This is a genomic window from Streptomyces prunicolor, assembly GCF_045162825.1.
GTDB classification, from domain to species: domain Bacteria; phylum Actinomycetota; class Actinomycetes; order Streptomycetales; family Streptomycetaceae; genus Streptomyces; species Streptomyces prunicolor.
The window spans coordinates 6,142,285-6,157,366 of record NZ_CP108676.1; the positions used below are offsets into that span (position 1 = coordinate 6,142,285).

The window sequence follows — 15,082 nt, forward strand, 5'->3', positions numbered from 1 at the left end:
GGTACCGCTACTCCCGGGCCAGGACCACCGCCGTCCCGTAGGCGCACACCTCGGTGCCGACGTCCGCCGCCTCGGTCACGTCGAAGCGGAACGCCAGGACGCCGTTGGCCCCACGCGCGCGTGCCTGCTCGATCAGCCGCTCCATGGCCTGGTTGCGGGTCTGCACGAGGGTCTTGGTGAGGCCCTTGAGCTCACCGCCGACCATCGACTTCAGACCGGCGCCGATCTGGCTGCCGAGATGCCGTGAACGCACGGTCAGTCCGAAGACCTCGCCGATCACCTGCTCGACCCGGTACCCGGGGATGTCGTTCGTCGTCACTACCAGCACATCGGCCTGCGGCCCCTGGCCGCCGCCGTATTCATCGATACCCATGGCTCACAGCTTTGTCCTATGGGGTGCACAGTGCATCCTGGAGCCACCGGTGGAACCTGGGACGGACACATCGCGTTGATAGCTTTGTGCGGCTGTACCTGGACGCTGGCACCTCCCTCCACCCCTCAGGAGCCCGGAACCGTGATGACGCTCGCCCTCGGCCCGAGCTGGCTCGATCCGAACACCATGCTCGACCGGTTCGGAATCTGGGGCCTCCTGCTCGTGGTCTTCGCGGAGTCCGGCCTGCTCATCGGGTTCTTCCTGCCGGGTGACTCCCTGCTGTTCACCTGCGGCCTGCTGATCACCGCGGGCACCCTCGATTTCCCGCTGTGGGCGGCCGTCGTGCTGATCTGCGTCGCCGCGATCCTCGGCGACCAGGCGGGCTACGTCTTCGGTAAGAAGGTCGGCCCCTCGCTCTTCAACCGCCCGGACTCACGCCTCTTCAAGCAGGAGAACGTGGTCAAGGCGCACGCGTTCTTCGAGAAGTACGGCCCCAAGTCCCTGGTCCTGGCCCGCTTCGTGCCCATCGTGCGCACGTTCACCCCGATCATCGCCGGCGTCAGCGGCATGAAGTACCGCTCCTTCATCACGTTCAACGTCATCGGCGGCGTCCTGTGGGGCGCGGGCGTCACCCTGCTCGGCTCCTGGCTCGGCAACATCGACTTCGTCCACAAGAACATCGAAGCGATCCTGATCCTGATCTCCCTGATCTCCGTGGTCCCGATCATCATCGAGTTCCTCCGCGCCCGCTCCAAGACCAAGAAGGACCCCCAGGGCCCCCACCAGGAGCAGCCCGGCGACCCGGCCGCGACCCAGCCGTTCCCGGTGATCATGGATGACTCGACGACGCAGCTACGTCGAGTGGACAGGCCCCAGCAGCAACAACCTCAGCAGCAGTACGACCAGAACAACGGCTACGACCAGAACAACGGCTACGACCAGTACTACGCCCAGCCCCAACAGCAGCAGCCGTATCCCCAGCAGACATACCAGCCCCAGCAGCAACAGCCGTACGGCAACCAGCAGTACCCGCCGTACGACAACCAGGGCCAGGGCTACCAACAGGGTTAGCTGTACGCCCCTAAGGGGCGCGGGGAACTGCGCGACCAGCCACGACGGACCCGCACCCGCCAACGATCCAGGGCTCCGAGCTACTAGGCGCTCAGAACCCCCTGGTCCGCTTGGCCGCCCGCCGCGCCCCCGCGGAAGCCCCCGGAATCCGCAGGAACAACCGCGAGATCTCCGACCCCAGATTGACCCCGATGGCGATGGCCATGGCGAGGGACGCCGCCGTGGCCAACGACACCAGCCCCTTGTCGACCTCGTTCTGCGCGATCGCCAACAGCCCGAAGTACGTGGCGGACCCCGGCAACAGGGGCCCGATCGCCGCGGTCGTGTAGGGCAACGCCGACGCGAACCGGTACCGCGACAGCAGCTGCCCGAACAGCCCGACCAACCCCGCCGCGACGGCCGTAGAGGCAACCGGCGAGATCTCGGCGACGAAGCGCATCGCCCCGTAGACGGACCAGGCGACACCCCCGTTGAGGGCCACCAGGAGCACGGTGGATCGTTCCTGCTGGAGTAGTACGGCGAAGGTCAGCGACAGCAGGACGGACGCGCCGATCTGCCACAGCGGCCGGTCGGAGCTGCCGAGGGCCACGTCCGGATTGAGCTGCGCGCCGAGCTTCACGCCGAAGTACAGGACGATCAGGACGCCGGCCACGATGCCGACGAAGAAGTACATGACTTCCAGGAGCCGGGCCGCCGCGGTGATGTAGAAGCCGGTCAGGCCGTCCTGTACGCCCGCTACAAGGGCCCGCCCGGGCAGCAGGGCGAACAGCCCACCGGTGATGACCGCGGAGGCCTTCACGTCGACGTTGGCGACCGTGAGGGCGACCCCTATCGCGGCGGGCGGCATCGCGGCGACCGTGAACTGGTAGAACTCCGGCAGCCCGCGCCCCGCGCACAGCCACGCCAGCCGGTCGCCGAGCATCGCGCCGAGCGCGGCGGCGAAGAACACGATGATGTCACCGCCGACAAGCACGGAGGCGGCACCCGCGAGCAGCCCGCTGGCGGAGGTCAGCACCCAGCCGGGGTACGGGTGCCGGTTGCGCCGCATCTCCGCGAGCCGCCGGTAGGCGTCCTCCAAGGAGAGTGCCGTTTCCGGGTCGCTGAGGTCCTGGACCAGCCGGAACACGGACGCGAGCCGCGTGTAGTCGGTGCCCCGGCGCCGTACGGTCCGGGACGCGGTCACCGGATCGTCCACCAGGGAGGGCTGATAAGAGATCGACAGCAGGGTGAAGGTGACGGTCGGCTCGCAGCGGTCGAGGCCGTAGGAGCGGCAGACCGCGAACATCGCCGCCTCGACGTCCTCCGCGCCCTCGCCGCCCGCGAGCAGCAACTCGCCGATGCGGAGCGTCAGATCGAGCACGCGCGGTACGGCGGGGCCGCTGTCGTCCGGCTTCTGGATCGGCTCCGGCGCGGGCCGTTCGGCCACCGGCATCCGCAGCATCGTGCGCATCCGGTCCTGCCAGGGCACGTCCTTGGTGAGGCTGACGACGGGAATCCCGGTCGGCGGCGTGAAGGCGGGCGGCGCCTTGCGCGCGCTGTAGAGGCTGGGCGGATTGAACGCCGACCCCTCGGAGTCCTCGACGGCCGGCGCGGGCGTCACGTCGAGCCCGCTCGGAACGGCGAACTCAGAGGTCGTGGACGACTCCCCGTCAGCTGACGCCATGACCGCCGCTTCGACGCCTGCCGGAGCTGTGAAGGCGCTCCTGGCCTCGTCCGACTGCGGTTTGCGGTCCTCCGCTTCCGTCACTCCGTGGCACTCCCTGTACGACGCCTCCAGTGATCCTCAGTATGCGCACAGACGATCTGGAGGGGCGGCGCATAGCGCCTCGTTGAGGGGTGGTGGTCGGGCGACGGGCGGGCGGGCCGCACGCGTGTGCGTGCGGCCCGTTTGTGCGCAAGGGGCTCAGTGGCCGCCCTGCTCCTTGAGTCGCTTGTACGAGCGCTCGATCTCCGCCTCGGCGTCCACGCGCCCCACCCAGTTGGCACCCTCGACCGACTTGCCGGGCTCCAGGTCCTTGTAGACCTCGAAGAAGTGCTGGATCTCCAGGCGGTCGAACTCCGACACGTGGTGGATGTCACGCAGGTGCTCCACACGCGGGTCGGACGCCGGGACGCACAGCAGCTTGTCGTCGCCGCCGGCCTCGTCGGTCATCCGGAACATGCCGATCGCGCGGCACTTGATGAGACAGCCGGGGAAAGTCGGCTCCTCCAGGATGACCAGCGCGTCGAGCGGGTCGCCGTCCTCGCCGAGAGTGTTCTCGACGAAGCCGTAGTCGGCCGGGTAACTGGTCGAGGTGAAGAGTCGACGGTCCAGGCGGATCCGACCGGTCTCGTGGTCCACCTCGTACTTGTTCCGCGAACCCTTCGGGATCTCGATCGTGACGTCGAACTCCACCGGTGGCTCCTCCATGATCAGCACATGTTTCTGGTGGTTAAGTGTCCCTCACGCAGGTGTGTGATCGCGAAAGGGGCTGGTGGTCGTGCCGGAGCTGAGGCCTTGGCAGGCCGCGAGACCGCAGGTGAAGCGGGTCGCGCGAGCCGTCCGGCCCCGTCTCAAGCGGGCCGCACAATCCGTGAAACCGCAGGTCACACGGGTTGCACAAGCCGTGTCGCCCCAGGTCGCGCGACTCACCGAAGCCGTGAGACCACAGGTCACGCGGCTCCATCAAGCCGTGTCACCGAAGGTCGCCCGGCTCGTCGGATCCGTGTCACCACAGGTCGCGAAGTTGCCGCGGCCGAACAGGACCTGGCAGTTCACCGCCGTCGCCGCCACCGCCGGAATGGCGCTGGCCGCCGGTGTGGTGACCGCCGCCGGTCCCTGGGACTCCACCGGTCAGCGTACGGCCGAGCGGGACTACGCAGCCGCACAGGAACGTTCAGGTGGCGTAGATCACGGCCGTAATTCCGATACGTCCGCCAAGGCACCCCGACCCGCCCCCAGCGCCGCATCCGTCCTGGTCGGCCTCGGTGGCTCGACCAACTCGGTGAAGTCGGCCCCGACCGGCACGGCCCTCGCGGACGTCCTGAACCCCCTCCTGGCCAACTCGGCGCTCGGCACCCGCCACACGGCCGCCGTAGTCGACGTCTCGACCGGAAAGCGCCTCTACGGAGTCGGCGCCGACGACGCGTTGACCCCGGCCTCCACGACGAAGATCGCCACCGCGACGGCCGCCCTCTCCGCCCTGGGCGCCGACCACCGTTTCACCACCCGCACCGCCCTGGAGCCCGACACCAAGGAACTCGTCCTGGTCGGCGGCGGCGACCCCACCCTGACGGCCCACCAGGACGCCGAGGGCTGGGCCGGCCTGCGCGCCCTCGCCGACAGCACGGCGACGGCCCTGAAGAAGCGCGGCGTGAGCGAGGTGACGCTGTCGTACGACAAGACCCTGTACTCCGGTGCCGAACTCCACCCGATCGGGGCCAACGAGAACCTCGCCCCGGTCAGCGCCCTGATGGCCGACGAGGGCCGTACGGACGACTCGTCCAGCGGCCAGGTGCTGCGCGTGACGGACCCGGCGGCGGACGCGGCCGAGAAGTTCGCGGGCTTCCTAAAGAAGCACGGCATCAGGACGACGTCTCCGGGCCCCTCGAAGGCGACCGCCCGCGCCGCCACCCTCGCCACGGTCTCCTCGCCCCCGCTGTCCGACATCGTCGAACGGATGCTGACCAACAGCGACAACGACATCGCGGAGGCACTGGCCCGCCAGACCGCCGTCGCGACAGGCAAGCCGACCGACTTCGACGGCGGCGCCGCCGCGATCCAGGCCCAGCTGACGAAGCTTCAACTCCCGGTCAAGGGCGCCGTGTTCAACGACGGCAGCGGCCTGAACCGCGACGACCGCCTTACCGCCGACCTCCTGACCGCCCTGCTGGTCAAGGCCGGTTCCCCGGCCCACCCCGAACTCCGCCCGGTCCTCACCGGCCTCCCCATCGCCGCCTTCACCGGCACCCTGACGACCCGCTACACGGACGCGACGAGCGCGGCGGGCGTGGTGCGGGCCAAGACGGGCACGCTGACGGGCGTCAACACGCTGGCGGGCACGGTCGTGGACAAGGACGGCCAACTCCTGGCCTTCGCCTTCCTGACGTCGAACACGACGAACGCCCTGGAGGCCCAGGCAGCCCTGGACCACACGGCAACGGCGTTGGCGGCCTGCGGCTGCAGCTCGTAACCGGGTGCTGTTCAAACAGGCGCTCACCTGACCGACGCTCGCGGCCTGCCTCAAGTGGCAGCGCTCACGTACGGTTGACGCATGACGAGCATCGGTGGTGCCGAGATGGTCGACTGGAATCTCGCGGTGGCGACCGCGACCCGACTTGTGCGGCCGGGCCCCGAGGTGAGCCGTGACGAGGCCCGGGCCGTCGTCGCGGAGCTGCGCCGGCATGCGAAGGCCTCGGAGCAACACGTCCGGGGGTTCACCCGGATGGGTACGGACGACATCCACGACACCCCGATCCTGGTCGTCGACCGCCCCGGCTGGGTGCGGGCGAACGTCGCCGGGTTCCGGGAGGTCCTCAAGCCGCTGCTCGACAAGATGCAGGAGCGGCGCGGCAACACTCCAGGGGGCGCCGTTTTCGGTGCGGTCGGCGGCAAGGTGACCGGCGTCGAGCTGGGCATGCTGCTGTCGTTCCTGTCCTCGCGTGTGCTCGGGCAGTACGAGACGTTCGCCCCGGCGTCCCGCGAGCTTCCGGCGGGGGCGAAGGGCGGGCGACTGCTGCTGGTCGCGCCGAACATCGTGCACGTGGAGCGCGAACTCGACGTGGAGCCCCACGACTTCCGCCTCTGGGTGTGCCTGCACGAGGAGACGCACCGCACGCAGTTCACGGCCGTGCCCTGGCTGCGTGACCACCTGGAGGGCGAGATCCAGTCGTTCTTGGGGGAGACCGAGGTCGACCCCATGACGGTCCTGGAGCGCATCCGGGAGGCCGCCCAGTCGTTGGCCGGCGGGCGCCCCGAGGGCGAGGAGGACGACGAGGGCCGGTCCCTCGTGGAGATCGTGCAGACGCCCGCCCAGCGGGAGATCCTCGGCCGGCTCACCGCCGTGATGTCCCTCCTGGAGGGGCACGCCGACTTCGTGATGGACGGCGTCGGTCCGGACGTGGTGCCGAGCGTCGCGGAGATCCGCGAGAAGTTCCAGCAGCGCCGCGCGAAGGGCGCCTCCCGGCTCGACTCGGCGCTGCGCAAGCTGCTCGGCCTCGACGCCAAGCTGCGGCAGTACCGGGACGGCGAGCGGTTCGTACGCGCGGTCGTCGAACAGGTGGGCATGGACGGCTTCAACCGTGTGTGGACCTCCCCGAACACGTTGCCCACGAAGACGGAGATCGCCAAACCGGCGGACTGGGTCGCGCGGGTGCATCGCAAGGCCGAGTCGTGAACCGGTCGCGGATGTGGTGAAACGGATTCGGCCGACGGCAGGCGAACGCCCCTGCAATCACCCGTCCGAGGGACCGTGAGCGATGGGTAGGCGTGCGATGCTCGGGGAACGCCCGGGTTCTGTCACCATCTACACACTCTGAGTGACCGAACCTCGGGCCAACCCCCCGAAAACTTCATGAAGGGAACCGGACATGGGTCCCCATCCTGCGGTCGCGGCGATACGCCTGGCGGTCCGCCGCGTCCTCCACGACATCCTCACCGACCACGAGGCCCTGCAGACCGTCGGCGCCTCCCGGCACACCTCGCACGAGCGCCCGCCCTCGCCGCTCGTGCTCGTCGCATGCTCCGGCGGCGCCGATTCCATGGCCCTCGCCTCCGCCCTCGCCTTCGAAGCCCCCAAGCTGGGCATCAGGGCCGGCGGCATCACCGTCGACCACGGCCTCCAGGCCGGCTCCGACCTGCGCGCCGACGAAGTCGTTCTACGGCTGCGCGAACTGGGCCTGGACCCCGTAGAAGCAACGTCAGTGACCGTGGGCCGCGAGGGCGGCCCCGAGGCAGCCGCCCGGGACGCCCGTTACGCCGCCCTCGACGCCTGCGCCGCCCGGCACGGCGCCGCCGCCGTCCTGCTCGGCCACACGCGCGACGACCAGGCGGAAACCGTCCTGCTGGGCCTCGCCCGCGGCTCGGGCATCCGCTCCCTGTCCGGGATGGCCGCGGTCTCGGGGGCCGACGGCCGTTACCGCCGCCCCTTCCTGCAACTCGACCGGCAGACCGCCCGCAAGGCCTGCATGGTCCAGTCGCTGCCCGTCTGGGACGACCCGCACAACGCCGACCCCGCGTACACACGTTCCCGGCTGCGCCACGAGGGCCTGCCGGCCCTGGAAAAGGCGCTCGGCAAAGGGGTCGTAGAAGCGCTCGCCCGTACGGCGCAGCTGTCCCGGGACGACGCCGACGCCCTCGACACCTGGGCCAGCCAGGCCGAGGCCTCCGTACGGGACGCCACCGGCCTCCTGGAGTGCGCCAAGCTCTACGCCCTGCCGCCCGCAGTGCGCCGCCGCATCCTGCGCCGCGCGGCCATCCAGGCGGGCGCCCCGGCCGGTTCGCTGTTCGCCCGGCACATCGAGGAAGTCGACCGCCTGATCACCGGCTGGCGCGGCCAGGGAGCCATCAATCTCCCGGGCAAGGTCGTCGCCCAGCGCCAGGGTGGCAGACTGGTGATTCGGCAAGGCTGAATCGACACCCCCTCCGGGCCTCCGGGGGAGGGGCCAGGTAGTAGCCGGTTGGACGACCGAAAGTGATGCGGGTGGACGCGAAAGACATGGGTGACGACCTCCAGTCGGTGCTCATCACCAAGGAAGAGATCGACGCGAAGCTCGTGGAGCTCGCCGCGAAGATCGACGCGGAGTACGCGGGCAAGGATCTGCTGATCGTCGGCGTCCTCAAGGGCGCGGTGATGGTCATGGCGGACCTCGCCCGGGCGCTGTCCACCCCCGTCACCATGGACTGGATGGCCGTGTCGTCGTACGGCGCGGGCACCCAGTCCTCCGGTGTCGTGCGGATCCTCAAGGACCTCGACACCGACATCAAGGGCAAGCACGTCCTCATCGTCGAGGACATCATCGACTCGGGTCTGACCCTGTCCTGGCTGATCTCCAACCTCGGCTCGCGCGAGCCCGACTCGTTGAAGATCTGCACCCTGCTCCGCAAGCCGGAGGCGGCCAAGGTCGCCATCGACGTGGAGTGGGTCGGCTTCGACATCCCGAACGAGTTCGTCGTCGGCTACGGCCTCGACTACGCGGAGAAGTACCGCAACCTGCCGTTCGTCGGTACGCTCGCGCCGCACGTCTACGGCGGCTAGAGCCACTCGGCCCAAGCCCTGTAAGACGATCGGGAACCCCAGCGGGTTTCGCGCCGTTGGAGCATGCAGACGCGTCTCCCAGCCGTCCCGTGAGACTTCGGGCAACATGGCTGGGGTACGGTCAGAAGAACTGTCTTTATCAAACTCACTATGGCAGGAGGGACGGAGCGTTCTCGCTCCGTATGGATGGACGTGAAGCGATACTTCCGTGGGCCGGTCATGTGGATCGTGCTGGCCGTCCTTGCCGTGGTCGTGTTGATGCAGGTCGTCGGCTCGTCCGGCGGCTACAAGACGGTGGACACCGGCCAGATCGTCCAGGCGATCAATGACAACAAGGTCGAGTCGGCCAAGATCACCACCGGCGACGAGCAGACCGTCAAGGCCACGCTCAAGGACGGCGTCAAGATCGAGGGCAGCTCCAAGATCCAGGCGAGCTACATCGGCGATCAGGGCGTGGACCTCGCGGCCACGCTGCAGACCAAGTACCAGGACAAGCAGATTCCGGACGGCTACACGGTGTCGCCGACGAAGCAGAACGCTTTCGTCGGGATCCTGTTGTCGCTGCTCCCCTTCGTCCTCATCGTGGTCGTCTTCCTGTTCCTGATGAATCAGATGCAGGGCGGCGGCTCCCGAGTCATGAACTTCGGGAAGTCCAAGGCCAAGCTCATCACCAAGGACACCCCGAAGACGACGTTCGCGGACGTCGCGGGCTCCGACGAGGCCGTCGAGGAACTGCACGAGATCAAGGAGTTCCTCCAGGAGCCGGCGAAGTTCCAGGCCGTCGGCGCCAAGATTCCCAAGGGCGTACTCCTGTACGGCCCTCCCGGCACCGGCAAGACCCTGCTGGCGCGCGCCGTCGCGGGCGAGGCCGGGGTTCCCTTCTACTCGATCTCCGGTTCCGACTTCGTCGAGATGTTCGTCGGTGTCGGTGCCTCCCGAGTCCGTGACCTGTTCGAGCAGGCCAAGGCGAACGCTCCGGCGATCGTCTTCGTCGACGAGATCGACGCGGTCGGCCGCCATCGCGGTGCCGGCCTCGGCGGTGGTCACGACGAGCGCGAGCAGACGCTGAACCAGCTGCTCGTCGAGATGGACGGCTTCGACGTCAAGGGCGGCGTGATCCTCATCGCCGCGACGAACCGGCCCGACATCCTCGACCCGGCCCTCCTGCGCCCCGGCCGCTTCGACCGCCAGATCGCGGTCGACCGCCCGGACATGCAGGGCCGTCTGGAGATCCTCAAGGTCCACCAGAAGGGCAAGCCGGTCGCACCGGACGTCGATCTGTCGGCCGTCGCACGCCGTACGCCGGGCTTCACCGGCGCGGACCTGAGCAACGTCCTCAACGAGGCCGCCCTGCTCACCGCCCGAGGCAACCGCAAGCTGATCGACAACTCCATGCTGGACGAGGCGATCGACCGTGTGGTCGCGGGCCCGCAGAAGCGGACCCGGATCATGTCGGAGAAGGAGAAGAAGATCACCGCGTACCACGAGGGCGGACACGCCCTGGTCGCGGCGGCTTCCCCGAACTCCGACCCGGTGCACAAGATCACGATCCTCTCCCGAGGCCGTGCTCTGGGATACACGATGGTCCTGCCGGAAGAGGACAAGTACTCGACCACGCGCAACGAGATGCTCGACCAGCTGGCCTACATGCTGGGCGGTCGCGCGGCCGAGGAACTGGTCTTCCACGACCCGACCACGGGCGCCGCGAACGACATCGAGAAGGCCACCGCGACGGCCCGCGCGATGGTCACGCAGTACGGCATGACCGAGCGCCTCGGCGCGATCAAGTTCGGCGGCGACAACACCGAGCCCTTCCTGGGCCGGGAGATGTCGCACCCGCGCGACTACTCGGAAGAGGTCGCCGCGCTCGTCGACGAAGAGGTCAAGAAGCTCATCGAGAACGCGCACAACGAGGCCTGGGAGATCCTGGTCGAGAACCGTGACGTGCTCGACGCGCTCGTGCTCCAGCTGCTGGAGAAGGAGACGCTGAACAAGGAGCAGATCGCCGAGATCTTCACTCCGATCATCCGGCGTCCGGCCCGTCCCTCCTGGACCGGCTCCTCCCGCCGTACGCCGTCCACCCGCCCGCCGGTGCTCTCCCCCAAGGAGCTGTCACTGACGAACGGTTCGAACGGCGCGGGTCCCGCGATCACCGCCGGTGCGACCGCCGAGTCCTCTCCCACGCTGGAGAAGGCCCCGGAGGAGCGCCCCGAGAACTGACGCGCGTCTCACACGGCTCGAAATGGAAGCCGCGCCCCCCTGGATTTAGCCTGGGGGGCGCGGCTTTTCCATATGCCCGCAACTGAGGCGTGTGTCCGCACACGCGCGACCCGCACAGGAACGAGGCACGACATGACCGACCCCGTGACGCTGGACGGCGAGGGAGCGATCGGCGTCTTCGACGAGAAGCGCGCCGAGAACGCCGTACGCGAACTGCTGATCGCGGTCGGGGAGGACCCGGACCGGGAGGGGCTCAGGGAGACGCCGGCGCGGGTGGCGCGGGCGTACAAGGAGATATTCGCGGGGTTGTGGCAGAAGCCCGAGGATGTGCTGACGACGACGTTCGATCTGGGGCACGACGAGATGGTCCTGGTGAAGGACATCGAGGTGCTGAGCAACTGTGAGCACCATCTGGTGCCGTTCGTGGGTGTTGCCCATGTCGGGTACATCCCGTCCGCCGACGGGAAGATCACCGGGTTGTCGAAGCTGGCTCGGCTGGTGGATGTCTATGCGCGGCGGCCGCAGGTGCAGGAGCGGCTCACTACGCAGGTCGCGGACTCTCTGATGGAGATTCTGGAGCCGCGGGGGGTCATCGTCGTTGTTGAGTGCGAGCACATGTGTATGTCGATGCGGGGGGTGCGGAAGCCCGGCGCCAAGACCATCACGTCTGCGGTGCGGGGGCAGTTGCGGGATCCGGCTACCCGTAACGAGGCGATGAGTCTCATCATGGCTCGCTGAGGGGGGCCGTCGGTTGGGTGCGGGTCCGTTGTGGCTGGTCGCGCCGTTCCCCGCGCCCCTTTGGGGCGCCTCAGCGACCGGCGCTGACCAGTCCCGTTTGGGGCGCCTCAGGTGACCGGGGTTGCGCCCGCCGCGTTGTTGTCGTCGTCCTCCGGGAGTTTGCAGACCCGCTCCAGGAAGATCGCGGCGACTATGACCGCGATGCCTGCCAGGACCGAGAAGCCGGCGTAGATGGCCTGGTCTCGGCGGGCCGGGATGTCCAGGGACTCCAGGAGGTAGGCGCCCGTGCCGCCGTACATGCCGGCGACGAGGGCGGCGACCAGGGCGCTGGACTGGCCGAAGACGACCGCGCGGGCGGCCATCAGGGGGTCGACGCCCTTGGCGCCGGGGCGGCGCTCGCGCTGGGCCTTGAGGCGGGCGCGCAGGGAGAGCGCCGTGGCCAGCAGGACCACGGCGATCACGGCGAGGACGATGGGCGCGGCCAGCGGGACGCTCGGCAGGGTCCCCACCGCGCTCCACAGCCTGGCCCCCGCCCAGGACAGCACTCCGGCGATCACGAACACGCCGGCCAGCACCCTGATCCGCAGCTCTCTCACGGTGTTCCTTCAGCTCCCCGTGCCCTGTCCGGGCGTAGTGGTCGTCTCGACCTTAACGACTACTCGGGCAGCCGGAGTTCCAGATCCTTGCGGGGCGCCACACCGTCACGCGTGACGGTGTCGAGGAGAACGGCCACCGGGCCGCGGCCGGGCAACTGCGCCTCGGGCTCCACGTCGTGCCACGGGGCGAGCACGAAGGCCCGCTCGTGGGCGCGCGGGTGGGGGAGCGTCAGGACCGGGTCGTCCGAGACGACATCGGCGTACGCGACGATGTCGACGTCGATCGTGCGCGCGCCCCAGCGCTCCTCGCGGACCCGGTGGAAGGCCTCCTCGACCGCGTGCGCCCGCTCCAGCAGGGAGGACGGGGGCAGGGTGGTCTTGAGGACGACGACCGCGTTGAAGTACGACGGCTGGCTGCCGGGCTCGACGCCCCACGGCTCCGTCTCGTAGACCGGCGATACGGCTTTGATGCGGACGCCGGGGGTGTCCTCCAGGGCGTCGATGGCTCCCTGGAGGGTCTCCAGGCGGTTGCCCAGGTTCGCGCCGATGGAGATCACGGCGCGCCTCGGGTTGCTGAGGGTGGTGTCGGCGGCGTCCACCTGCTGCACCACGGAGGCGGGCACCGGCTGGACGGTCGGGTCGCTGTGACCCTCGGTGAACGAGAAGGTCATACTCGGCTCCGGGTGATGGTGACGGTCACGTCGTCGAAGGGGACGGTGATCGGGGCGTCCGGCTTGTGGACGCGGACCTCGACCTCCTCGACCCCTTCGTGCTTCAGGCAGGTCTGCGCGATGCGCTCGGCGAGGGTCTCGATGAGGTTGACGGGCTCGCCCTGGACGACGGCCACGACCTCCTCGGCCACGATGCCGTAGTGCACGGTCTTCGCCAGGTCGTCGTCGGCGGCGGCCGGCCGGGTGTCCAGGCCCAGGACGAGGTCCACGATGAAGGTCTGGCCCTCTTCGCGTTCCTTGGGGAACACGCCGTGGTGCCCGCGGGCCTTCAGGCCGCTCAGCGCGACACGATCCACGCGAATCACTCCTGCAATCGTCGGTGGTGGCTGGTTCGTACCGTGTGCGGGCGGTACCCCGGCCTCGAACGAATCTACCTGCGGGCACTGACAATGCCCGGCCACGAGGGCGCGGGCACTGTCCGGGGCCAGAGGGTTCATCGAGCGTTTCCCCTGGGGAACCCGGTGGCTCATGGGTCGGTAGCCGCCCCTACCCGCACGTTCGTGATTCCAACCACTTCTTGGTCCCGACGGGTTGCGACGGGTTCTCCCAGGGGGCGCCTACCCACTCAGGTGGGGGTGTCCTCGCTGTCGTCCTCGTCGTTTTCGGCCAGAACCGGGGACGCGTGGTGCGACCAGAGCTTCCAGCCCTCGGGGGTGCGCCGGAACACGTTCGTGGCGACCACGAGCTGGCCGACCAGCGGGCCCAGTTCGTCGCTGTCGTCGGGGGAGGGGCCGCCGCTGAGGATGTTCTCCGTACAGGTGACCAGCGCGGTGTCGCCGGTCACCGAGACGTGCACGTCGGTGAGGAAGAACTGGATGTACTCGGTGTTCGCCATGATCAGCGCGTACGACCTGAGGACCTCGCCGCGGCCGGTCAGCACCGGCCAGCCCGGGTGCACGCAGGAGATCACGCCGCTGTCCGCCGGGTCGTGGTACTCCTCGTCGACGCCGAGGTCGGCCGGGGTCAGCCAGAGCGCGGACAGCTCGTCGAAATCACCGCGCTCCAGCGTCTCGTAGAACGCGGTGTTGGCGAGTTCCACCTGCTCGACGTCGGTGTGCGGGGCGGTCACAGGGCGGCCTCGGAGTCGGTGTGCACGGCGGGTCGGGCGCCGGGGGCGCGCGCTCCCTCGACGGCGCGGGCGACGCGTACGGCGTCGGCGGTGGCGCGGACCTCGTGGACGCGCACCGCCCACGCGCCGGCGTGCGCCGCGAGCGCGGAGACGGCGGCTGTGGCGGCGTCGCGCTCGCGCGCGGGCGGGGGCGCTCCCTCGGGTCCTGCGAGGACGCGGCCGAGGAACCGTTTGCGGGAGGCGGCGACCAGGAGGGGGTGGCCGAGGACGAGCAGACGGTCGAGGTGGGCCAGGAGGACGAGGTCGTGCTCGGCGTCCTTGGAGAAGCCGAGGCCCGGGTCGACGACGATGCGGTCGGGGGCGACACCGCCGGCCAGAACGGCCTCCACGCGTGCGTGCAGTTCGTCGACGACCTCGGTGACGACGTCGTCGTAGACGCCCTTGACGTTGCCGCCCTCCAGGAAGCCGCGCCAGTGCATGACGACGAAGGGGGCGCCCGAGGCGGCGACGACCGGGATCATCGCGGGGTCGGCGAGGCCGCCGCTGACGTCGTTGACGAGGGCGGCGCCGGCGGCGAGGGCGCGCTCGGCGACGGAGGCGCGCATGGTGTCGACGGAGACGGTGACACCCTCGGAGGCGAGGCCGCGCACTACGGGGATGACGCGCTTGAGTTCCTCGGCCTCGTCGACGCGGGAGGCGCCGGGGCGGGTGGACTCACCGCCGACGTCCACCAGGTCGGCGCCCTCGGTGACCAGGTCCAGGCCGCGCTTGACGGCGGCCGTGGTGTCGAAGAAGCGACCGCCGTCGGAGAAGGAGTCGGGGGTGACGTTCACGACTCCCATGACCGCGCACCGGTCCCACTCCGGAAGACCCGTGACGCGCGCGCGTCCGCTCTGCTTGCTCATACGTTCAGCCTAGGCCCAGAGCGAGGGGGGTACGGCCCTGCGTGCCGGGTGGAAGGGGGCTGGTCCGCAGGGGGAGGGGTGCGGGAGCCGGTGAGTGGGCGCTCGGCCGTGGACCGTCCGGTGGCGGCCCGTCTTGGCGGTGGT

At 69.4% G+C, this 15,082-nt stretch carries 15 protein-coding genes; 7 read left to right on the forward strand and 8 right to left on the reverse strand.

Annotated features, from left to right (window positions below; genetic code table 11):
* Nucleotides 1-7 precede the first annotated feature (7 nt).
* Nucleotides 8-373, reverse strand: coding sequence for a YbjQ family protein (locus tag OG588_RS28225; RefSeq protein ID WP_363101818.1), 366 nt, complete (start codon nt 371-373; stop codon nt 8-10).
* 144 nt (nt 374-517) lie between these two features.
* Here OG588_RS28225 and OG588_RS28230 point away from each other — a divergent pair, with 144 nt between their 5' ends.
* Entirely contained in the window at nt 518-1,444 is a 927-nt protein-coding gene (locus OG588_RS28230; protein ID WP_405953235.1) for a DedA family protein, read from the forward strand.
* Between the two features lie 91 nt (nt 1,445-1,535).
* Here OG588_RS28230 and OG588_RS28235 read toward each other — a convergent pair whose 3' ends face one another.
* Together OG588_RS28235 and OG588_RS28240 are read right to left on the reverse strand one after the other, a co-directional pair.
* Nucleotides 1,536-3,191 (reverse strand): threonine/serine exporter ThrE family protein, encoded by a 1,656-nt coding sequence (locus OG588_RS28235; RefSeq protein ID WP_405949741.1) that lies wholly within the window; start codon nt 3,189-3,191, stop codon nt 1,536-1,538.
* 156 nt (nt 3,192-3,347) lie between these two features.
* A complete protein-coding gene (locus OG588_RS28240) occupies nt 3,348-3,839 on the reverse strand; it encodes an inorganic diphosphatase (protein ID WP_026151575.1) in 492 nt (163 codons plus the stop codon).
* Nucleotides 3,840-3,918: 79 nt separating this feature from the next.
* Between OG588_RS28240 and dacB the strand changes: the two genes are divergently transcribed.
* The 6 genes from dacB to folE all read left to right on the forward strand — a co-directional run bounded on the left by dacB (nt 3,919) and on the right by folE (nt 11,637).
* Nucleotides 3,919-5,616 (forward strand): D-alanyl-D-alanine carboxypeptidase/D-alanyl-D-alanine-endopeptidase, encoded by a 1,698-nt coding sequence (dacB, locus tag OG588_RS28245; protein ID WP_405949742.1) that lies wholly within the window; start codon nt 3,919-3,921, stop codon nt 5,614-5,616.
* 81 nt (nt 5,617-5,697) lie between these two features.
* Nucleotides 5,698-6,819: a zinc-dependent metalloprotease gene (locus OG588_RS28250; protein ID WP_327402242.1), complete on the forward strand. Its 1,122-nt coding sequence runs from the start codon at nt 5,698-5,700 to the stop codon at nt 6,817-6,819.
* A gap of 193 nt (nt 6,820-7,012) precedes the next feature.
* Nucleotides 7,013-8,053, forward strand: a complete 1,041-nt coding sequence (gene tilS / locus OG588_RS28255; protein WP_405949743.1) for a tRNA lysidine(34) synthetase TilS — start codon at nt 7,013-7,015, stop codon at nt 8,051-8,053.
* 65 nt (nt 8,054-8,118) lie between these two features.
* On the forward strand, nt 8,119-8,679 hold the full coding sequence (hpt, locus tag OG588_RS28260; protein ID WP_019064278.1) for a hypoxanthine phosphoribosyltransferase: 561 nt from the start codon (nt 8,119-8,121) through the stop codon (nt 8,677-8,679).
* 186 nt (nt 8,680-8,865) lie between these two features.
* A complete protein-coding gene (gene ftsH / locus OG588_RS28265; protein WP_405949744.1) occupies nt 8,866-10,899 on the forward strand; it encodes an ATP-dependent zinc metalloprotease FtsH in 2,034 nt (677 codons plus the stop codon).
* A 132-nt stretch (nt 10,900-11,031) separates the two neighbouring features.
* On the forward strand, nt 11,032-11,637 hold the full coding sequence (gene folE / locus OG588_RS28270) for a GTP cyclohydrolase I FolE (protein ID WP_318017968.1): 606 nt from the start codon (nt 11,032-11,034) through the stop codon (nt 11,635-11,637).
* A gap of 107 nt (nt 11,638-11,744) precedes the next feature.
* Here the strand turns inward: folE and OG588_RS28275 are convergent, their stop codons facing one another.
* The 5 genes from OG588_RS28275 to folP form a co-directional block, all read right to left on the reverse strand.
* A complete protein-coding gene (locus OG588_RS28275; RefSeq protein ID WP_366098436.1) occupies nt 11,745-12,233 on the reverse strand; it encodes a DUF3180 domain-containing protein in 489 nt (162 codons plus the stop codon).
* Nucleotides 12,234-12,292: 59 nt separating this feature from the next.
* The gene (gene folK, locus OG588_RS28280) at nt 12,293-12,904 is read right to left on the reverse strand and encodes a 2-amino-4-hydroxy-6-hydroxymethyldihydropteridine diphosphokinase (protein WP_405949745.1); all 612 of its coding nucleotides are present in this window, start codon (nt 12,902-12,904) and stop codon (nt 12,293-12,295) included.
* Entirely contained in the window at nt 12,901-13,260 is a 360-nt protein-coding gene (gene folB, locus OG588_RS28285) for a dihydroneopterin aldolase (protein ID WP_033286136.1), read from the reverse strand. Before folB ends, folK begins: the two co-directional genes overlap by 4 nt.
* A gap of 269 nt (nt 13,261-13,529) precedes the next feature.
* Entirely contained in the window at nt 13,530-14,033 is a 504-nt protein-coding gene (locus tag OG588_RS28290) for a nuclear transport factor 2 family protein (RefSeq protein WP_266860398.1), read from the reverse strand.
* The gene (gene folP, locus OG588_RS28295) at nt 14,030-14,938 is read right to left on the reverse strand and encodes a dihydropteroate synthase (RefSeq protein ID WP_405949746.1); all 909 of its coding nucleotides are present in this window, start codon (nt 14,936-14,938) and stop codon (nt 14,030-14,032) included. The genes OG588_RS28290 and folP overlap by 4 nt, the downstream gene beginning before the upstream one ends.
* Nucleotides 14,939-15,082 lie beyond the last annotated feature (144 nt).

Excerpts from the sequence above, each read along its gene's own strand:
- OG588_RS28225 (WP_363101818.1), bottom strand. The coding sequence starts at position 373 with ATGGGTATCGATGAATACGGCGGCGGCCAGGGGCCGCAGGCCGATGTG.
- OG588_RS28230 (WP_405953235.1), top strand. The coding sequence starts at position 518 with ATGACGCTCGCCCTCGGCCCGAGCTGGCTCGATCCGAACACCATGCTC.
- OG588_RS28250 (WP_327402242.1), top strand. The coding sequence starts at position 5,698 with ATGACGAGCATCGGTGGTGCCGAGATGGTCGACTGGAATCTCGCGGTG.
- tilS (WP_405949743.1), top strand. The coding sequence starts at position 7,013 with ATGGGTCCCCATCCTGCGGTCGCGGCGATACGCCTGGCGGTCCGCCGC.
- hpt (WP_019064278.1), top strand. The coding sequence starts at position 8,119 with ATGCGGGTGGACGCGAAAGACATGGGTGACGACCTCCAGTCGGTGCTC.
- ftsH (WP_405949744.1), top strand. The coding sequence starts at position 8,866 with ATGGACGTGAAGCGATACTTCCGTGGGCCGGTCATGTGGATCGTGCTG.
- folE (WP_318017968.1), top strand. The coding sequence starts at position 11,032 with ATGACCGACCCCGTGACGCTGGACGGCGAGGGAGCGATCGGCGTCTTC.
- folK (WP_405949745.1), bottom strand. The coding sequence starts at position 12,904 with ATGACCTTCTCGTTCACCGAGGGTCACAGCGACCCGACCGTCCAGCCG.
- folP (WP_405949746.1), bottom strand. The coding sequence starts at position 14,938 with ATGAGCAAGCAGAGCGGACGCGCGCGCGTCACGGGTCTTCCGGAGTGG.